This is a genomic window from Burkholderia sp. RF2-non_BP3, from assembly GCF_001522185.1.
Lineage (GTDB): Bacteria > Pseudomonadota > Gammaproteobacteria > Burkholderiales > Burkholderiaceae > Burkholderia > Burkholderia diffusa.
Genome location: NZ_LOSU01000028.1, coordinates 840,615 through 860,624 on the forward strand (window position 1 = coordinate 840,615; position 20,010 = coordinate 860,624).

General features: G+C 68.2%; 17 protein-coding genes. 11 read left to right on the forward strand and 6 right to left on the reverse strand.

All coding sequences use genetic code 11. From position 1 onward, the window contains the following. Positions 1-69: 69 nt before the first annotated feature. Genes WS45_RS14080 through WS45_RS14090 form a run of 3 tightly spaced genes read right to left on the reverse strand, consistent with a single transcriptional unit; the run spans position 70 to position 4,888 of the window. Positions 70-1,332, reverse strand: coding sequence for a cytochrome c (locus tag WS45_RS14080; protein ID WP_059700428.1), 1,263 nt, complete (start codon positions 1,330-1,332; stop codon positions 70-72). Beyond that, entirely contained in the window at positions 1,329-2,015 is a 687-nt protein-coding gene (locus tag WS45_RS14085) for a (2Fe-2S)-binding protein (RefSeq protein ID WP_059700430.1), read from the reverse strand. The genes WS45_RS14080 and WS45_RS14085 overlap by 4 nt, the downstream gene beginning before the upstream one ends. Beyond that, complete coding sequence (locus tag WS45_RS14090) at positions 2,012-4,888, reverse strand: xanthine dehydrogenase family protein molybdopterin-binding subunit (RefSeq protein ID WP_059700432.1); 2,877 nt, start codon at positions 4,886-4,888, stop codon at positions 2,012-2,014. The genes WS45_RS14085 and WS45_RS14090 overlap by 4 nt, the downstream gene beginning before the upstream one ends. Positions 4,889-5,332: 444 nt before the next feature. Between WS45_RS14090 and WS45_RS14095 the strand changes: the two genes are divergently transcribed. The 11 genes from WS45_RS14095 to WS45_RS14145 all read left to right on the forward strand — a co-directional run bounded on the left by WS45_RS14095 (position 5,333) and on the right by WS45_RS14145 (position 16,413). After that, on the forward strand, positions 5,333-6,883 hold the full coding sequence (locus WS45_RS14095) for a diguanylate cyclase domain-containing protein (protein ID WP_059700435.1): 1,551 nt from the start codon (positions 5,333-5,335) through the stop codon (positions 6,881-6,883). 268 nt (positions 6,884-7,151) lie between these two features. Beyond that, positions 7,152-7,427 carry a hypothetical protein gene (locus tag WS45_RS14100; RefSeq protein WP_059525528.1) on the forward strand — a complete coding sequence of 92 codons (276 nt, stop codon included), beginning with the start codon at positions 7,152-7,154 and terminating at the stop codon, positions 7,425-7,427. A gap of 241 nt (positions 7,428-7,668) precedes the next feature. Then, complete coding sequence (locus tag WS45_RS14105; protein ID WP_059700436.1) at positions 7,669-8,703, forward strand: succinylglutamate desuccinylase/aspartoacylase family protein; 1,035 nt, start codon at positions 7,669-7,671, stop codon at positions 8,701-8,703. Between the two features lie 27 nt (positions 8,704-8,730). Beyond that, a complete protein-coding gene (locus tag WS45_RS34960) occupies positions 8,731-8,898 on the forward strand; it encodes a hypothetical protein (RefSeq protein ID WP_156437141.1) in 168 nt (55 codons plus the stop codon). A 2-nt stretch (positions 8,899-8,900) separates the two neighbouring features. Next, positions 8,901-9,302, forward strand: a complete 402-nt coding sequence (locus WS45_RS14110; RefSeq protein ID WP_059525531.1) for a type II toxin-antitoxin system MqsA family antitoxin — start codon at positions 8,901-8,903, stop codon at positions 9,300-9,302. Between the two features lie 298 nt (positions 9,303-9,600). Then, positions 9,601-10,161: a GNAT family N-acetyltransferase gene (locus tag WS45_RS14115; protein WP_059700438.1), complete on the forward strand. Its 561-nt coding sequence runs from the start codon at positions 9,601-9,603 to the stop codon at positions 10,159-10,161. A gap of 63 nt (positions 10,162-10,224) precedes the next feature. After that, positions 10,225-11,166, forward strand: a complete 942-nt coding sequence (locus WS45_RS14120) for an ABC transporter substrate-binding protein (protein WP_059525535.1) — start codon at positions 10,225-10,227, stop codon at positions 11,164-11,166. Positions 11,167-11,204: 38 nt separating this feature from the next. Continuing rightward, the gene (locus WS45_RS14125) at positions 11,205-12,254 is read left to right on the forward strand and encodes an LLM class flavin-dependent oxidoreductase (RefSeq protein ID WP_059700440.1); all 1,050 of its coding nucleotides are present in this window, start codon (positions 11,205-11,207) and stop codon (positions 12,252-12,254) included. A 7-nt stretch (positions 12,255-12,261) separates the two neighbouring features. After that, entirely contained in the window at positions 12,262-13,620 is a 1,359-nt protein-coding gene (locus tag WS45_RS14130; RefSeq protein ID WP_059700442.1) for an LLM class flavin-dependent oxidoreductase, read from the forward strand. A 59-nt stretch (positions 13,621-13,679) separates the two neighbouring features. After that, positions 13,680-15,458 carry an amino acid ABC transporter permease/ATP-binding protein gene (locus WS45_RS36425; RefSeq protein WP_082721913.1) on the forward strand — a complete coding sequence of 593 codons (1,779 nt, stop codon included), beginning with the start codon at positions 13,680-13,682 and terminating at the stop codon, positions 15,456-15,458. A 34-nt stretch (positions 15,459-15,492) separates the two neighbouring features. Continuing rightward, positions 15,493-16,413 (forward strand): ABC transporter substrate-binding protein, encoded by a 921-nt coding sequence (locus tag WS45_RS14145; protein ID WP_059700445.1) that lies wholly within the window; start codon positions 15,493-15,495, stop codon positions 16,411-16,413. A gap of 116 nt (positions 16,414-16,529) precedes the next feature. Here the strand turns inward: WS45_RS14145 and tssJ are convergent, their stop codons facing one another. Genes tssJ through tssF form a run of 3 tightly spaced genes read right to left on the reverse strand, consistent with a single transcriptional unit; the run spans position 16,530 to position 20,002 of the window. Then, a complete protein-coding gene (tssJ, locus tag WS45_RS14150) occupies positions 16,530-17,057 on the reverse strand; it encodes a type VI secretion system lipoprotein TssJ (RefSeq protein WP_059700446.1) in 528 nt (175 codons plus the stop codon). A gap of 12 nt (positions 17,058-17,069) precedes the next feature. After that, positions 17,070-18,191: a type VI secretion system baseplate subunit TssG gene (gene tssG, locus WS45_RS14155; protein ID WP_059690232.1), complete on the reverse strand. Its 1,122-nt coding sequence runs from the start codon at positions 18,189-18,191 to the stop codon at positions 17,070-17,072. Further along, a complete protein-coding gene (gene tssF, locus WS45_RS14160; RefSeq protein ID WP_059700448.1) occupies positions 18,188-20,002 on the reverse strand; it encodes a type VI secretion system baseplate subunit TssF in 1,815 nt (604 codons plus the stop codon). The genes tssG and tssF overlap by 4 nt, the downstream gene beginning before the upstream one ends. Positions 20,003-20,010 lie beyond the last annotated feature (8 nt).

The window sequence follows — 20,010 nt, forward strand, 5'->3', positions numbered from 1 at the left end:
GGGGCGTCACGCACGCGCGCAGCCGGAAACCGGCCGCCTCGCGCGCGACGCCCCGCTTCGTCGCACGACTTACCGACGCATGGCCTTCACGTCGGCCGGCGTGACGCTCGCGGGCTGGCCGCCCCACGTCGCGCGCAGGTAATTCGCGAGCTGTGCGAGTTCGTCGTCGCTCAGCGTGTGCGCGAAACCCGGCATCGGCTGGAGGTTCTCGAAGCCGGCGAACTTCTGCTCGTCGATGCCGTCGAGCATCGCGACCAGCAGGTTGCGCGCATCGCCCTGACGCAGCGTCGAATTGCCGTTCATCGGCACCGCCACGTGCGGCTTGCCTTCGCCGTCGAAACCGTGACAGCCCGCGCACACCGCGAGATACACCGAGCGGCCGGCCGCGAGCTGCACGGCATCGGCCGACACCGGCTTCACCGGCTGCGGCGCCGGCGGCGTATCGCCGAGCAGGTACACGGACAGCGCGCGCAGATCGTCCTTCGTCATGTATTGCGTGCTCAGATGCACGACCGGATACATTTCGCCGAACGCCGAGCCTTGCGGCGCGATGCCGACGCCGAAGAACGTCTGCAGGTCGGTGCCCGTCCAGCCGCGCGCGGCGAGGCCGGCCGGCGTGATGTCCGGCGCGGCCACGCGGCCGAGCGCGGCGCCCGCGAACGGCTTCGCGCCGTCGAGCTGCCCCGTGAACGCACGCGGCGTGTGGCATTCCGCGCAGTGGCCGAGCGCGCCTGCCAGATAGCGGCCGCGCTGCCAGTCGGCGGACCGGCCGGTCGATGCGTCGGGCAGGCTGTCCTTCAGGAACACCATGTCCCAGAACGCCATGCCGAAGCGCAGGTTGTACGGGAACTTGAGTTCGTGCGCGCGGTTTTCCTGCGCGACCGGCTTCACCGTCTTCAGGTACGCGTACATCGCGTCGGTATCGGCGCGCGTGAGCTGCCGGTACGACGTGTATGGCATCGACGGATACAGACGCTTGCCCGGGGCCTTGCCGTCGTGCAGCGCGGCGTAGAAGTCGTCCGCGCTCCAGCCGCCGATCCCGTGATCCTTGTCGGGCGTGATGTTCGAACCGTAGAACGTGCCGAACGGCGATTCGAGCGGCGCACCGCCGGCGAACGGCGCGCCGTCCTTCGCGGTGTGGCACGCCGCGCAGTCCGCGGCCTTGACGAGATAGCGGCCGCGCGCGATCTGGTCGGCGCCGGGCGCGCCGGAAGCCGCGTTCGAGGCCGGCGCATCATGGCCGCCGCAGGCGGCGAGCAGCAGCGCGCAGGCGGCCGCGAGTGCGGGCAGGCCCGCGGCCCGCGCGGCACGATGGGCGAATGTGCGTTTCATGCGGCGTCCTTCACGAGTCCCGGCGTCGTCAAAATCACGTCCTTCACGGCTTCGTAGTAGCGGACGTAACCGGTGCAGCGGCAGATGTGCGCGTTCAGCGCGTCGGTGATCGTGCGCTCGACGTCGGCCTTCGCGACCGGCTCGCGCTTCAGGCGTTCGATCAGCACCGTCGCCGCGTTGACGAAGCCCGGCGTGCAGTAGCCGCACTGGAAGCTGAAGTGCTCGAGGAACTTCTGCTGGATCGGCGACAGCTCCACCACTTCGCCGGCTTCGTTGCGCTTCGCGTGGCCTTCGATCGTGCGGATCGAACGGCCGTGGAAGAAGTGCGCGCCGGTGATGCACGTGCGCATTTCCTCGCTCGTGCCGTCCGGCTTGTCGACGATCACGACGCACGCGTGGCAGATGCCCTGCCCGCAGCCGAGCCGCGAACCGGTGAGGCCCACATACTCGTGCAGGAACTCGATCATCATCAGCCCTTCGGGCACCTGCATCGGGCCGACGGACTTGCCGTTGATGTTCACCGACAGCGGTTTCTGCCGAAAGCGGACGAGCGAACGTTCGACGGCGGCCGGTGCGGCAGCGGGTGCCGATGCCGGGGCGGCCGAAGCCGCATTCGGCGCGGATGCGCCGGTCGCGGCCGCGCTGGCGCTCGCGGCCGACGCGGCGGTTTGGGCGGTCGTCATGCGAGCACCTCCTGAATCTTTTGCGGGGTCACCGGCAAGTCGGTGAAACGATGGCCGATCGCGTGCGCGATGCCGTTCACGATCGCGCCGACGACGGGAATCATCACCACCTCGGCGACACCCTTCGGCGGATCGGTCTCGGACAGCGGCGGCAGGATGTCGCCCGTCTGCGACCACACGGCGACGTCGGTCGCGCGCGGCAGCTGGTAGCGGTTGAAGTTCCACGTGCCGTTGCCGGGGCCGTCTTCGTAAAGCGGCAGGTATTCGTGCAGCGCATGGCCGATGCCCATCGCGAGGCCGCCCTGCAACTGGCCCGACACGAGTTGCGGCGAGATCTGGTTGCCGCACTCCATGATCGAGTGATGCGTGAGCAGCTCGACCTTGCCGGTCGCTTCGTGCACGGCCAGCTCGACGAGCGTGCCCACCGCCGTGTAGTACGTGACGGCCGCGTTGTTGCGGCTCGTCGGCGGGATGAACACGCGCTTGCGGTCCAGCACGCGATAGCCGTTCGCGGTCGGCGCCAGCGTGCCGTGCATCGCGGTCGCGCCGGCCGGCGCGGCGGTGCCCGGCATCGGGCCGTCGTCGCCGGTCTTCGGCGCGCCGACCCGCAGCGACAACCCGTCGATCGGCAGACGATCGACCGCGCCGCCCACGTCGAACTCCGCGTCGGTCCATTGCCAGCGGTTGAACACGTGCACGACGGCGCCGGTCGGCAGGCCGAGCGCATGCGCCTGCTTCGCGAGCTGCTCGAACGTCAGCGGCTCGAGGCCGTCGGCGGTCAGCTTGCCGTCGACCCAGCGCGCGTCCTCGATGCGGATCGTGTACGGCGCGGCCTGGCCGCCGCCGAGACCGCGCGTCCAGATCGACATCGCGGCCGGCCACAGCCCGTAGCGGAACACCGCGCGCGCGGCTTCGCGCGTGCTGTGCGTGAAGTAGTACGCGGAGTTCGTCGCGCTCGACGGCGACGCATAGCCCGGCGACCAGCGCGGATTCGCGCTCAGCCGGTCCTGGTCGGCCTGCGACATCAGGTACGGATCGCCGCTCGTCTCGACCGGCAGATCGGGCCATTCGGTCACGGCAACGCGCACCTCGGTCGCCGGGCGGCCGAGCCACTTCGCGACCGCGACGGCCTGCGACGTCGACATCCCCGTGCCGATCTCGGCCGCCGTGTGATGCAGCGACACCTTGCCGTTCTCGTCGAATTCGACCTTCGCGAACGATGCCTCGGCACCCGTGCCGAAATCCTTCTGCACGCACGCGAAGCCGACGCCGTAGCGCTTGCCCGGGTTCACCGCCTCGAATTCGGCCTTGCGCGCCGCACGGCGCGTCCACAGCGGATGCTGCCTCGCGCGTTCCAGCACTTCGTCGACGCGCAGCGCGCCGGCGGGAATCGCGCCCTGCGTGTTCTTCATCCCCGAGCGCAGCGCGTTGCGCAGGCGGAACTCGATCGGATCGAGGTTCAGTTGCGCGGCGATCTCGTCGACCGCCATCTCGGTCGCGGCCATGCTCTGCAGCGTGCCGTAGCCGCGCGCGGAGCCGGCGTCGATCGCGCGCGACGCGATTGCGACCGCAGCCAGGTCGCTCTTCGGGAAGTAGTAGATCGATTGCGCGGCCGTCGCGCCGACCATCGCCACCGACGGCGAAAAGTTCGAGCGCCCGCCGCCGTTCGCCTCGAAGTCGCCCTTGAACGACTGCATGAGGCCCGTGTTGCGATCGACCGCGATCCGGTAATGCATCTTGAACGCGTGGCGCTTCAGCGACGTCTGGAACTGCTCGTAGCGGTCGTTCGCGAACCGCACCGGGCGGCCGTCCGCGTACAGCGCGCAGACGAGGCCGTAGAACGGCACGTTGCAGTGATCCTTCGAGCCGTAGCCGACCGTGTAGCACGGATGCACGAACAGCTTCTTCACCGGGAAGCGGCATTTCGCGACCATCGCGGCCGCGTTCTCCGCCACTTCGAGCGGCGACTGGGTCGGCACGACGAGGTGCATCGACTGCGTCGCGGCGTCGTACCAGCAGTTCGCGTTGTCGGGTTCGAGCGCGGCGGTATCGACCGACTGCGTGCTGTACTCGCGATCGAACACGAGCCAGTCGGCCGACGGACGATCGAGCTCGGCGGCGATCCGGCCGGCCAGGAACATCCCCTGCTCGTCGAGCCTGCCGTGCTCCTTGCCGTCCGGCCAGACCGGCAGGTGCTTGCGCATCATGCTCGGGAAGATCGGCGCATCCTTCAGGCTCGAATAGACATCGTCGTCGTAAGCCGTCTTGCCGCCCACCCGCACGTAGCGGAACGTGCCCCACGGATCGCGCTCGAGCGGGCCCGTGACCGCGCCGTAGCGGATCACGTCGTCGCGGAACTTGAGCGCGTTCTTCGCGAAGCGGAAGCGCGCGAAGTCGTGATAGATGAGGATCGCGACCGCATGGCCGAGATACGCGGGGGTCTTGCCGGCCGGCAACAGCATGTCGTCGCCGTAGAACGTCGGGAACGCGACGCCGTCGCGTGCGAGATCGTCGGCCGTGACCACGCGGTCCGGCTTCAGCTCGTCGCCGAGCAGCGACAGGTCGAAGCCTTCGTAGATGCGGTCGGCCTGCGTGGCGCGGAGGATCAGCGCGTGCGACTGCTGCTGCGGCCAGTGCGGCATGTCGGCTGCGCGCACGTCACGGGCGAACACTTTCGAGCCCGTGACCTTCGCGATGCCGTCGATGCGGAATTGGGGGATGCCGGTGACGCTATCCCATTTGACGGGGGTGAGGAGTTTTTCTTCGAAGAGCGCCGCGAACGCGCGGCTGCCGATGGGCGCGACGTAGACCGCGACGCCCGCCAGCACGCTGGCTTTCAGAAAACCCCGCCGTGACAGGCCGTGGTTTTTCATGTGGGGGGAACCTCCTGATGCGGCTCGGACGGCGATCGGGTGTCGCGGCGTTCGGAGCGGCGCGCATTCTGGCATTGTTTTCGATATATCGCCTATAGTATTTTCCGCATGAATTACTTATTGAATTTCTTATAACGAGATTCAGACGGGCTGCGGCGTCCGGTCGCGGGCGACATACGGGCGCGATTGGGCGGTGTCACGGCGGGCGCATCGATCGCCATGAGCTGATCGCCGCCATGTGCGGCGCGCTGAAACCAGTCCGCGGGCGGCCGCCCGAGATCGTCCTGCGGGCAACGACGCCTGCCCCCGCGTCGGCGAATGCGCAAGGCGCGCGCGGCCGACGTTTCATGGTAATGTCGTGCGCATCCGGCTCGCCGGTCACTCCGCCACGTGCCGTGCGGGGCGGCCGGCAATGCGCCGCATCGTGTCGAGGTCAAAATAGCCATGGCAGTCAAGGCAAGCCTCCTGAATGCCGTTCTCGCCACTCCCCCCTGCGGCAATCACCGCGTGACGGCCGCGCTGCGCCCGTCGATGCTCGTCACGCTGTTCGAGGACGTGCGCCCGATGGCGCTGTCCGGCCTCGCAAGCGCGTTCGTCGCGGCGATCGCGCTGATCCGGCTGCAACAACTCTGGTGTTTCGTGTGGCTCGTCGTCGACGTCGGCCTGCTCGCCGCGCGGCTCGCGATCGCGCGCGCGTATGCCGTGCGCCGTGCCGCCGGCGACGATCGCGCCGAATACTGGGCGCTGCGCTATGCGCCCGTGTCGCTCGCCGCGTGCTTCGTGCTCGGCCTCGGCGTGATGGGCTGCGTGGAGGCGCCCGACGCCGAGCTTGGCACGCTGTCGGTGATGGTCGCGGGCGGCGTGTTCGGCGGAATCGCGTCGCGCAATTCGGCGCTGCCCCGGCTCGCGATGACCCAGGTCACGCTCGGCGTCCTGCCGATCGGCCTCGGCGCGGTGCTGGTCGACCGGCCCGGCGCCTGGCTGCTGCTGCCGCCGCTCGCGATCTATCTCGCGGCCATGCGCACGGTCGTCCAGCGTCATTACCGCGTGCTGGTCGCGCTGATCGCCGCGCGCCAGCGCAACGCCGAGCTCGTCGCGCGCTTCGACGCCGCCCTCACCTACATGCCGCACGGCCTGTGCATGATCGACGGCGAGAGCCGCGTGATCGTCGCGAACCGCCGCACCGCGCAATTGTTCGGCTCGCCGCGCGAGATCATGCTCGACACGCCGCTGCCCGACGTCGTCGCGGCGCTCGGCGCGAACGCGGTGACCGATTCCGACGGCGCAGGTCTTGCCGCGCAATGCGACGTCTGGCTGAACCATGACGAACCGGTGCCGCTCGACATCACGCTCGCCGACGGCCGGCAGCTGGAACTGACGCGCCATCGCGTGCCGGACGGCAACGCGGTGATCATCGTCGAGGACGTCACCACGCGCCGCCGCAGCGAGCAGCACATTCGGCACCTCGCGCGACACGACGCGCTGACGGGTTTGCCGAACCGCCACGAACTGCATGCGCAACTCAAGCGGATGCTCGCGCACCGGCCGCGCCTGCCGAGCGCCACGCTCGCCGTCATGTATCTCGACCTCGACGGCTTCAAGGCAATCAACGACCGGTTCGGCCACCAGGCCGGCGATGAAGTGCTCACGCAGGTCGCCGAGCGGCTCGGCAAGACGCTGCCGCCCGGCGAGCTGGCGGCGCGGATCGGCGGCGACGAGTTCGTCGTCGCGCTCGACGCCACCACGATGCACGCCTGCTCGCTCCTCGCCGCGCGGATCATCCGGCAGATCTCGGCGCCGTACACGTTGTCGATCGGCGAGACCGTCAGCTTCGGGATCAGCATCGGCATCGCGCTCGACGACGGGCACGGCTCCCCCGACGAACTGATCCGCCAGGCCGACAGCGCGCTGTACGACGCGAAGTCGGCCGGCAAGGGAATCTACCGCTTCTATTCGGCCGGAAGCAGCCGCGTGACGCCCGCGACCACGAGCTGAGCGCGCGCCGTTCGCGTTGACGCCGGCGGCCTCCGCGCGTCCCTTCGCTTCCCGCGATTCATTCCCGAAACGCTTCGCGTGACTCCGCGCATACGCGCAGGTGTTCCGCCGCGCGCGCCCGTGTCACGTGACGTGTTCCGTAACATCGGCCCGCGCTGCATGTCACGTTCGCCGCAGAAGCCCGCACGATCGGGGCGGCGCACGGTATTTCATCGCTGGCACCCTTATTGCTCCTTGACTGGGAAACAGGATGTCAGGGAGCCCAAACATGAATACCGTCGAAGTCCTCAGCCATGCGGAAGCGAGCGATCAACTGGACGTGATCGACGGCGCCTCGCTGATCCGACGGCTCGTTTCCGAGCACCGCGCGCCCGCCGCGCGTGAAGCCGCGTGCGTCGACAATCCGCCGCTGACGCTGTACGGCGCATATCGCCAGGGCGTCACCGATCACGCGGCGCGACGCGCGAATCCGTATCGCGCCGGCAGCCGTTTCTGGGCGCTGTGGGAAGAAGGCCGTATCGAAGCTGAAACCTCCGGTCGCTGACGCGATCGCGCGCGCCGGCCCCGTCGCGACAAGGGGCCGACGCGCCGCACGGCATGCGCGGGCGGCCGCGCGCCGGCATGCGTTTCAGCGTTGCAACATCGCGTGCGGCTGCTCGGGTTGCGTATGTCGCGGGTTCGCACGCGGGCCGGTTGACGGCGTCTGGCATTGCCCGCACCGCGCACGCCGCGCGGCGGTCGTTTCCCGATAAGATGGCAGATTCCGTTCATCGAACGATGCCGCCATGACCGCCTCCTCCTCCCACCGAAATCCCATCCACTGCGAAATCGATCTCGATGCGCAAGGCAAGCATGCGGGCTATCTGCGCCTGCCGCATTCCGTGCATCGCTCCGCATACGGCTGGCTGCCGATCCCGATCGCGTCGATCCGCAACGGCGACGGCCCGGTCGCGCTCGTGATGGCCGGCAATCACGGCGACGAATACGAAGGCCAGATCATCGTGTCGCAGCTGATGCGCGAGATCGATCCGGAGATGGTCAGCGGGCAGTTGATTCTGCTGCCGATGGCGAACTTCCCCGCGGCCGACGCCGGCTTGCGCGTGTCGCCGCTCGACGAGGGCAACCTGAATCGCAGCTTCCCCGGCGACCCGGCCGGCACGCCGACGCAGATGATCGCGCATTACATCGAGCATGCGCTGCTGTCGCGCGCGCAGTATCTGGTCGACCTGCATTCGGGCGGCAGTTCGCTGCTGTACCAGGGCGGCAACATGCTCGCGATCGACCCGCTCGACGACGACGAGGCCGCGAAGCTCAACGGCCTGCTCGTCGCGTTCGGGCTGCCGAACGCGCTGCTGCACGCGCCGAACCCGGTGCACTCGGCATCGGCCGCGCGCCGGCAGGGCGCGATCTCGATCGTGACCGAACTCGGCGGCGCGGGGATGGCCGATCCGTCGCTGATCCGGCTCGGCCGCCACGGGCTGCTGCACTACCTCGGCCATATCGGCCTGCTGCACGGCGCGCTCGTGCCCGACGCGCCGCCGACCGTCACGCGCTTCCTGCGTGTCGACGGCGATCGCCACTTCGTCTACGCGTACGAGCGCGGGCTGTACGAACCGCTCGTCGAACTCGGCGATCAGGTGAAGGCCGGCCAGCCGGCCGCGTGGGTGCACTTCCCCGATACGCCGCTGCGCGAACCGGTGCTGCACCGCTTCAACGGCGACGGCGAAGTGGTGTGCAAGCGCGTGCCCGCGCAGGTGCGGCGCGGCGATTGCCTGTTTCAGCTGGCGGAGGCGTCGACGCCTCCGCGCGTTGGCCGATAGGCCGAGTTACCGACCCGTATCTTTTCCGTGCAGTCTGCCAAGGATGGCGGACCGCATGCGTTCGCCATTAACCAACTTGACAAATTAACTCTTTTGGTTAGGATCGCGGATGGAAAAGAACGCGCCTCATTGCAAGCTGATCTGAAACTGACCGTGATCGACGACGTGCTGATCGTGTCGTTCAAGGAGCGATGAAAATGAAGTGTCCTGCGTGCGGTGGCGCGAAACTGGTCCGCGATACACGAGACATCCCTTACACATACAAGGGTCGCTCGACCGTCGTTCGCGATATAACCGGCGACTTCTGTCCGGCCTGCGGCGAATCGGTGCTGGATATCGACGAGGCAACCCGGCTCGGTGAAGCGATCGGCGAGTTCAACAAGCAAGTAAATTCGACCATCGTCGACCCGAAGTTCATCGCGAAGGTGCGCAAGAAGCTGATGCTGGATCAACGCGAGGCGGCCGAGATATTCGGTGGCGGCGTCAATGCTTTCTCGCGCTACGAAACCGGCAAGACGAACCCGCCGCTTGCCCTCGTGAAGTTGCTCAAGATTCTGGATCGTCATCCGGATCTGCTCGCGGAAGTACGCGCAGCCTAGCCATACGCCCCTCCGGCATTGCGCATGCGACGAACATTCGACGCGTGCGCCCCCCACCCCACTCCCCCTGCAAGCCTTCTGACGCTCCCCGCGAAATCCTTATCGAAATTGCTTCGTTCGTCTTTGCCGGCCGCGCCGCTAACGTGTTCGAAACGGCGGCGGCACGCCGGATGCAGCGCAGGAAGCACCGCGGCCGCCGTCATCACGACAACCGCGTCGCGATAACGGAGCAGACCGGACGGGCCGCGTGGCAGGCCCCCGCCAGGAACGTCCGCATCGCGCGCCCTTCGCGATGCCCATGGCCACGAACGACCGCCTCATCGACACGACACCGCTCGACGTCCGCGCCCAGCCGCTGGTCGACGCGCTGATCGACGAATACGCGACGCGCTACGACGCGTATCGCCCCGACAGCCGCGCGTCCGCACGCGACGAACTCGCGCGCTACCCGGCCGAGCTGTTCGCGCCGCCCGAAGGCGCGTTCGTGCTGCTGCTGCGCGACGGCGAAACGATCGGCGGCGGCGCATTCAAGCGCTACGACGCGCAGACCGCCGAACTCAAACGCATCTGGACCCGCGCAGACCTGCGCCGCCAGGGGCTCGCGCGCCTGATCGTCGATGCGCTCGAACTGCGCGCCGCGCAGCAGGGCTATCGACGCGTGTACCTGACCACCGGCTTTCGCCAGCCCGAAGCGTGGGCGCTGTACGACCGCACCGGCTATACGCGGCTGTTCGATTCGTCGATCGATCCGGAAGCGTATTTCCACCTGCGCTTCGGCAAGGATCTCGCCGATCCGTCGCGCACGTCGACGCTCGCCGACCTGTGGGCGCCGCTTCCCGAAACCGTGCTGCCGCGCTGAACGCCCCGCGCCACCCGATTCCGCTCTTCCGTTCCCCAAGACACGAAACGACAGGACACATCCATGCAACGAGCCGTACCCTTCACGCCGCGTGCGCTCCGCACGCTGGCCGCCGCGCTGATCGGCGTGACCGCGATCGCCGCGGCCGCCGCGACCTTCGACCTCAGCCCCGAGCAACGTGGCCGCCCGCGCGGTGCGGCCGATGCGGCCGTCGAGCGCGCGGTGCCCGCGTCGTTCAGGTTCGCCGAAGCCGGCACGCTGACGATCGGCGTCGCGCCGAGCCTGCCGCCGATCAGCTCGTATGCGACCGACGCGCGCACGGTGATCGGCTTCGACGCGGACGTCGGCCAGCTCGTGTCCGACAGCCTAGGCCGCAAGCTGAAGATCGTCCCGCTCGCATGGGCCGACTGGCCGCTCGCGCTCGAATCGGGGAAAGTCGACGCGGTGATCTCGAACGTCACCGTCACCGAGGAGCGCAAGCAGAAGTTCGATTTCTCGACCTACCGCAAGGACCAGGTCGGCTTCTACGTGCGCAACGACAGCAAGATCCAGTCGATCCGCGAGCCGAAGGACGTCGCGGGGCTGCGCATCGTCACCGATGCCGGCACCAACCAGGAAAAGATCCTGCTCGCGTGGGATCGCGAGAACGTCGCGCACGGCCTGAAGCCCGTGCAGGTCCAGTACTACGACGACCAGGCGATGCGCATCGTCGCCGTGCAGTCGGGCCGCGCCGATGCCGTGTTCAGCGTGAACTCGGTGCTCGCCTACCAGAGCGCGCAGCAGGGCAAGACGCGCCTCGTCGGCGCGATCAGCGGCGGCTGGCCGCGCACGGCCGACATCGCGATCGCGACGCGCCGCGGCAGCGGGCTCGCCGAGCCGCTGACGGTCGCGCTGAACGGGCTGATCCGGAACGGCCGCTATCAGCAGATCCTCGACCGCTGGAACCTCGCCTCCGAAGCGATCGACCAGTCGCGCACGAATCCGCCGGGCTTGCCGAAGAGCTGAGCGCCGCCCGTCCACGCCCTCGCAGGAACGCCGACACCATGTCTTATTCGCTTTCATTGCTGGACAAAAGCCCGATCGCCGACGGGGCGACCGCCGCCGACGCGCTGCGCTTCACGACGACCCTCGCACGGCGCGCCGAACAGCTCGGCTACGAGCGCTTCTGGGTCGCCGAGCATCACGGCGCGCCGGGCTTCGCGAGCTCCGCGCCCGAGATCGTCGTCGCGCACCTGCTCGCGCACACGTCGCGCATTCGCGTCGGCTCGGGCGGCGTGATGCTGCAGCACTACAGCCCGTTCAAGGTCGCCGAGTCGTTCAAGCTGCTCGCCGCGCTCGGGCCGGGCCGCGTCGATCTCGGCATCGGCAAGGCGCCCGGCGGATTGCCGCTGACCACGCGCGCGCTGCAGTGGTTTCACGACAAGGCGAAGAAGCCCGACTTCGCGGGCCAGCTCGCGGAACTCGACGCGTTCCTCGGCTGGGGCGTCGCCGAGGATCATCCGCTCGCCGGCGCGGTCGCGATGCCGGTGCCGCCGCAAGCGCCCGAACGCATCCTGCTCGGCGGCTCGCCCGACAGCGGCGCGCTCGCCGCCCGCCACGGCTGGCGCTTCTGCTACGCGGGACACTTCAACGGCGACGACGCGAACCTCGAACGCTCGCTGGCCGCGTACCGCGACGCGGGCGGCACACGCCCGATCGTCGCGCTGTACGCCGTCGCCGCGCCGACCCGCGACGAAGCCGAGCAACTGATCGGGCCGCTGAAGATCTTCAAGCTGCAATTCGCCGGTGGCCAGAGCTTCAATCTGGCGAGCGCGCAGGCCGCCGCCGAATTCGCGCGGCAGAGCGGCGCGTCCGACTACCGGATCGACGAGCTGCGCCCGACCGTGCTGGCTGACACGCCCGAGCGCGTGCACCGCGCGCTCGACGCGCTGAGCCGGCGGCTCGGCGTCGATGCATTCGTGATCGACTCGCCGGTGACCGACTACGCGGCGCGGCTCGCGTCGGCCGAATGGCTCGGCGGCGCGCAGTCGATCACGCCCGTGCAGGCGGCCCTCGCCGCCGAACGTTTCCCTTCCTCCGACCAGAACGCGTGACGCTCCCATGACGACCCGACGATCGATTCCCTTCGGCCTGATGCTGCAAGGCGCAGGCAGCCACATGAACGCGTGGCGGCATCCGAGCAACCCGCCGGACGCGAGCATCAACCTCGACTTCGCGATCGGCATCGCGCGCAAGGCGGAAGCCGCCGGCATCGCGTTCGCGTTCGTCGCGGACGGCCTCTACATCAACGAGAAGTCGATCCCGCACTTCCTGAACCGCTTCGAGCCGCTCACCGTGCTGTCGGCGCTCGCGGTCGCGACGAAGAAGATCGGCCTCGCGGGCACGATCTCGACGTCGTACAGCGAGCCGTTCACGGTCGCGCGCCAGCTCGCGTCGCTCGACGCGATCAGCGGCGGGCGCGCGGGCTGGAACGTCGTCACGACGCCGCTCGAAGGCACCGCGAAGAATTTCGGCAAGGCGCATCCCGATCACGAACTGCGCTACGAAATCGCCGACGAATACCTCGACGTCGTGCAGGGGCTGTGGGACAGCTGGGACGACGACGCGTTCGTGCGCGATCGCGCGAGCGGGCGCTTCTTCGATCGCGACAAGCTCCATACGCTCGATCATCACGGCCGCTTCTTCCACGTTGCCGGCCCGCTGAACATCCAGCGCTCGCCGCAGGGGCAGCCGGTGATCTTCCAGGCCGGCTCGTCCGACACCGGCATCGGGCTCGCAGGCAAGTACGCGGACGCCGTGTTCACGCATTCGCCGTCGCTCGACGAAACGGCCGCGTTCACGCGGCGCGTGAAGCAAAGCGCGGTCGAGCACGGGCGGCAGCCGGGCGACGTGAAGATCTTCCCCGGCGTCGGGCCGATCGTCGGCCGAACGGCCGCCGAGGCCGAAGACAAGTACCAGGCGATCCGCGACCTGCTGACGATCGACGAGGCGCTCGCGTATCTCGGCCGCTATTTCGATCACCACGATTTCACGCAGTACGCGCTCGACGCACCGTTCCCCGAACTCGGCGATATCGGCCGCAACAGCTTCCGCTCGACCACCGACCGGATCAAGGCCGACGCGAAGCGCAAGCACCTCACGCTGCGCGAGACGGCACTCGCCGTCGCGACGCCGCGCCCGAACTTCATCGGCACGGCCGAGCACGTCGCCGACGAGCTGATCCGCTGGCACGACGCCGGAGCCGGCGACGGCTTCATCCTCGGCTTTCCGGTGCAGGCCCAGGGCGTCGACGACTTCGTCGAACTCGTGATTCCGGTGCTCGAGGCGCGCGGCCGCTACCGCCGCGACCTGCCGGGCAGCACGCTGCGCGACCACCTCGGCCTGCCGCGCAAGGCGAGCCGCCATGCGGCGCCCGGCGCGGTGCGCAAACAGGGCGACGCGGCCGAAGCGCACGCCTGACGCCCGCGCGCCGCCTCGCGCGGCGCATCCGGCCAACCCGATCGAGGACCCTCACCGACATGAGCGACACGACCCATCTCGGCGGCGCACTGCCGCCGCTCACTTCCGCCCCCGCCCGCGACGCCGGCACGCGCCCGCGCATCGTGCCGGCCCGGCACCGGTCGCGCACGGTCGGCACTGTGCTCGCGCTCGTGCTGATCGCGCTCGCGCTGCATTCGATTCTCGGCAACCCGCAATGGGGCTGGCCGGTGTTCGCCGAATGGTTCCTGTCGCCGCCGGTGCTGTCCGGGCTCGCGCGCACGCTGGTGCTGACGCTGCTCGGCGCGGTGTTCGGCTTCGCGCTCGGCGCGCTCGTCGCGCTGGCCCGGCTGTCGCGCTCGCGCCTGCTCGCCGCGAGCGCGTGGACGTTCGTCTGGCTGTTCCGCTCGATTCCGCTGATCGTGCTGCTGCTGATCCTGAACAATCTCGGTTACCTGTACGAACACGTGCGGCTCGGCGTGCCGTTCACCGACATCGTGTGGTTCGACACGCCGACCACCGACCTGATCAGCCCGTTCCTTGCCGCCGTGCTCGGCCTCACGCTGAACCACGCGGCGTTTTCCGCGGAAGTGATTCGCGGCGGTATTCTCGCGGTCGACCAGGGGCAGCTCGAAGCGGCCGCCGCGCTCGGCCTGCCGCGCGGCCGCCAGACCACGCGCATCGTGTTGCCGCAGGCGATGCGCGCGATCCTGCCGACCGCGTTCAACGACCTGATCACGCTCGCGAAAGGCACGTCGATGGTCTACGTGCTCGCGATGCCCGAACTGTTCTACACGGTGCAGGTGATCTATCGCCGCAATCTGGAAGTGATTCCGCTGCTGATGGTCGCGACCGTCTGGTACCTGATCATCCTGACCGTGCTGTCCGCGATCCAGGTGCAGGTCGAGCGCCACTATGCGCGCGGTGCGCTGCGCAATCCGCCGCCGTCGGCGCTGACGTTCGTGCTGGCGCGCATCGGTGCGCTGCGGCGGCGTGCGGCGACACACAGCGCGACGGCCGATGCGACGTTTCGGGGCAACGCTGAGCCAGTGCCGCGCACCGGCGGCGAGGTCGCCGTGCACAACGTGTCGAAGCAGTTCGGCATGCAGCGCGTGCTCGACAACGTGTCGTTCGTCGCGCCGCGCGGCAGCGTGACGGTGATCGTCGGGCCGTCCGGCTCGGGCAAGTCGACGCTGCTGCGCACGATCAACCATCTCGAACGCGTCGACGACGGCTTCATCGACATCGACGGCGAGCTGATCGGCTATCGGCGCGACGGCGACGTGCTGCACGAGCTGAAGGAGCGCGACGTGCTGAAGCGGCGCACGGCGGTCGGAATGGTGTTCCAGAACTTCAACCTGTTTCCGCATCTGACGGTGCTCGAGAACCTGGTCGAGGCGCCGGTCGCCGTCGGCGGCGTCACGCGCGAGGCCGCCGAGCGCACCGCGCGCACGCTGCTCGCGCGCGTCGGCCTCGCGGACAAGGCCGATGCCTACCCGCGCCAGCTGTCCGGCGGCCAGCAACAGCGCGTCGCGATCGCGCGGGCGCTCGCGTTGCGCCCGAAGGTGCTGCTGTTCGACGAGCCGACGTCGGCGCTCGATCCCGAACTGGTCAACGAAGTGCTCGACGTGATCAAGGAACTGGCGCGCTCGGGCACCACGCTCGTGATCGTCACGCACGAGATCGGCTTCGCGCGCGAGGTCGCGGACAACGTGCTGTTCATGGAGCGCGGCCGCATCGTCGAGTCGGGCCCGCCCGCCGTCGTGCTCGACGCGCCGGCCCATCCGCGCACGCGCGCGTTCCTGTCGCGGGTGCTCTGATGCGCGCCGCTCACGACTTCCGAGGCACCCGACGATGATCGACCGACGCCAGTTCATCACCGCCGCGCTCGCGGCCGCCGCCGGCCTCCGGTGGCACGCGGCCGCGACCGCCGATCTCGATCCGCGCCAGGCCGGCCGGATCCGCGCGTCGCGCGACGATGCGGCGATTCGCGCGGCCGGCAACTACCGCTGGGTACGCGACGGCGCGTTCACGGTTGCGATTTCGCCGCACGCACCGCCGGTGTCGACCTATGCGACCGACGCGCGCACGGTCGTGGGCGCCGATCCCGACTATGCGCAGCTCGTCGCGGACGCGCTCGGCCGCACGCTGGTGCTGGTGCCGATCGCGTGGGCCGACTGGCCGCTCGGGCTCACGTCGGGCAAGTACGACGCCGTGATCTCGAACGTCGGCGTGACCGAGAAGCGCAAGGAGAAATACGATTTCACGACCTATCGGCTCGGGCTGCACGGCTTCTACGTGCGCACCGCGAGCCTGATCGCGAAGATTGCCGAGCCCAAGGACGTCGCGGGCCTGCGCGTCATCACGGGTGCGGGCACGAGCCAGGAGCGCATCCTCCTCGAATGGAGCCGACGCAACGTCGCGCAAGGGCTGAAGGCGACCGAACTGCTCTATTTCGACGACGATGCGGCAGCCCGCGTCGCGTTGCTGTCGGGCCGCGCCGACGCCGAGCTGAACCCCAACGCGTCGCTGGCTTACGAGGCCGCGCGCGACGGCAGGATTCGTCGGGTCGGCGTCGTCAACGCGGGCTGGCCGGCGAATGCGGATGTCGCGATCGCGACGCGTCGCGGCAGCGGGCTCGCGCCGGCGCTGACGCTCGCGACGAATGCGCTGATCGGCAACGGCCGCTACGGGCAGGCGCTGGCGCGCTGGGGGTTGCAGAGCGAGGCGGTTGCGCGCGCGGAGACGAATCCGCCGGGGTTGCCGTCGTTTTGACGGTGCGGCGTCATGGCGGGCACGCCATGCGGTGCCGAACCTGTCACGGACAACGTTGCGCCACGGCCAGTTTCACGTCCGTCGTCGCCACCTGATTGCCGTTCACATGCAATTGATCACCGGGATGCATTCTCAGATGCCCCGGCAGAAAGCAGAAGCTGATCGACCAGTTCGAGCTTCAACGGCTTGTCTGCGTCGAGCTTCTTCTTCTCGATCACGACCTTCCAGTCATCGCCGCTTCCAGGGTTGCGGTAGAACGCAACGATCGCGACATACTTCGTATCGACCTGCATCGGCTGCGAGAGGCTCGCGGCCGCGCCCGGATTCAGGACCGTCGCCATGTTGGCCTGCAGATCCTGCACAAGCATTGTCCGATCGTTCTTCAGCAGGTCGTTGTAGGACGCGCCATCGAACATCTTGCGGTCCTTCAACTGATACACGCGCACCGCAACCGACGTCGGGCGGCCGGCGTCGTCCGGATTCAACGCCTCGCGGGCCGACAAATCGATGTTGAGCACCTTGACCTGCTTGAAGAAGACAGTGCGGTAGGCGCTCGACGAGGCATCGGAGACGGTTTGCCATGCGCCGCATGCCGACAGCAGCAGAACGGATGCAAGGGTTGAAACGGCGAAGCGGATAGTCATGGTCTTCTCTGGTCAAACATGTTGTGTCAGGTGTGGATTGGTCCCGGGCGCAGGAAACGCTTCATAGACGCCGAGCGCGATGTTGATCACGCGCTCTTCGTCGGCGGGCAGCACGGTCGTCCAGCCGAGGCGCGGCGCCTGATCGGCATGTGCCGGACCGATCGTCGGTTGCGGCGCATGACGTGACGACAATTGCATGCGCAGGTGCACGTCGGCCTTGACGCCGACATACAACTGCACGAACGCCATCAACTCACGATGCAGCCACGCGCCAGGCAGGAGATCGCGGGCCTGCTGCGCATCCGCTGGCCGTAGCGTCACACGCACCGCGCGACTGCGATAGGCCATCCGTTTGCCCAGCACGTAGCCGCCCCCGAGGCCCCAGCGCCTGCCCTCTTCCGATGAACCGGCAAACTGGCCGGCCGACGTCAGCGGCTGCGCTTGTCCGACGCGCATAGCCACTGGAAAGAACTCGTCGACGCGCACCTCGATACCGGGTACGGCCAGTGCGATGACGCCGGTCAGACCTTCGGGCGTGCGCGTGTGCTGGATCAGCAGCCCCAGCAGCGCGAGCAATCGCGAATCCGGCAGGCCGGCGCGCCGCGGCTTGTCGCCCCACCCAAAGCCGGCCAGGCACAGCAGGTTGCGCGAATGCGCGTCGCTGCCGCCCGGGCGGAAGCTTTCCGGATAGCGGTATTTCTTCCACGCGCGGTACAGCAGCGTGACGTACCGATGATTGAACTGGTCAAGAAACGCTTCGACGACCTCATGCCCCTCCTCGCGCAACACGATCTCGTCGATCATGTGCGGCGGCATCGCCGCGTCGACACCATACAGGCCCATGAACGTCGTGCGTACGGTCGGCGGCGCATCGGGACGCTCGTCGTCAAACTCTACCGCCGAGATTTCTCCCGCCGGAAAGCCGACGCGCGGCCGCGGCCGGAAGCGCACGCGCTCATGCTCGGCCGTGTCCTGCGTGCCCAAGCCCGGCAAGTCAGGCACCCGCACCTCGAGCAGCCTGCAAAGCTGCATGAAGTTCATGCGTGGCGCGCGGGCCAGCAGCGACGCGACCAGCGGCTCGAGATTCGGCAACGCGTCCCCCAAGGGGACTTCCTGCGGGGCGTGCGGCTTCATAGCGGCGCCCGTTGCGCCTTGCTGCGCGGCCACACGGTCCGGGCCTGCGACGGCAGGCTGATGATCGACAGCTTCGTGAACAGGTTGATCTCCGCGTATTGTGCAAAGAAGCGATGCAGCAACTCGCCGAACAGCATCACGTCACCCTCGCCCGCGAACGCATGCGAATCGAGCGTCACCTCGATCAGTACGCCGCGCTCGACCGAGCCGCCGGTTACTTCCTCGAGCAATTCCTGCGAAACCCACAGAATGCCCGCCAGCCGCCGGCGGTTCAGCTCATCGTCGGTCCAGTCATACAGCGCGAGCGCCCCGCGCAGCACTTCCGCGTTCATCATCGACAGAAAATTCGGCGCAAGATGCGACAGCACGCGCCACTGGAAGCGGTCCTCCGTCGGCGGATACAGCGGCAGCGTCGGCGACACGAGATTGCGCACGCCCGCGACGTTCGGCGTGCTGGCCGCGAGCTCGTTGAGACTGGCTTCACGCAGCCCCTTGCGCGGCAACAGGCCATTCGTTCCCGTCACGCGCAGCGACAGGCTTTCTTCCGGCAGCGTGTCCATCGTCTCCCACGCGTGTCCGCCGAGAATCACCCAGGTTTCATGCAGCCCCGACACCCCCGGTCGCACGCGCGTATGGAAATAGCGCTCCGGCGCCTCGTGTCGCAGCATGCCGCCGCGGTGCCGGAACGTCGCGAACGGCACATATTCGTAGCGTTCGGCCGAGTCGTGATCGAACGTCGCGATCGCGTCGACCGAATAGGTTTCGACGTGCTCGCCTTGATGGCCGGCCGGCACCACGCGATATTCAGTTTCGTGATGGTCGATCTCGATCGGCTCCGCGTCCAGCTCGAACAGGTTGATCACGGGCGAGCAGAACAGTCGCACGTTCTCCGCGGTGAAGCGCTGGTCCGACGGATAGGCATGCGTCAGTACGATCTCCAGCTCGAAGCGGGTCGAACTTTCGGGCAGCTTCGCGATGTCCAGTCCGCACAGGTCGACGAACAGAAATTTCTCGCGGAACGTGAAGTATTCGAGCAGCATCTGATAGCCGGAAAAGGCCGCATCGGCCTTGGGCCACAACCGCTCTTCGGCCGAGAAACCGGCCGGCTCGATCGTCACGCCGGCGAGCGGCACCGCTTCGCCGTCGCGGACTTCCGGAATGCGCCACTGGATCGCATCGACCTGCCGCGTGAGCGCGAGATGCATCGCGAACGCGGTCGGCAGATCCGCATTCAGGTGCAGGCGCAGCCGCGACAAATCCGTTTCCTTGCGAAGTGCCGAGCCGTCCAGCGCAAAGCCAAGCCGGATCACCGACCGTCCGTCGTAACGGACGAACGGTCCGGCGTGCGTAATGGCGACCGGTTGTAGCGCGACAGCCTGCGTGGTTCGGTACAGGCACTGCACGGTTCTCGGTGCCGTGCCCTCGGCACCGGGTGCAGGCGGCACGGCAATCGGCGCGGCACGCACCGGCACGCCGGCCGGCACCACCTCGGTCTTCTGAAGCTTTTCCGCGAGCGGGATCAGTTCGACCACCGACAGCGACGGAATCATCCGCAGATAATGCGGCCAGAGCAGGCTCACGAGCCCTTCGGTGAGTTCCGGCAGTTCGTCGTCGAGCTTCTGCCGAAGCCGGCCGGTCAGGAATGCAAAGCCTTCGAAAAGCCGCTCGACATAGGGGTCGCGATCGCCGACGCGATCGAGGTTGAGCAGGCGTGCGCGATCGGGATGTGCCTTCGCGAATTCCTTGCCGGACTCGCGCAGATAGCGCATTTCCGCTTCGTAGTAGCGCAGGATCGGGTCGTCGTTTTGCATTGATCTTC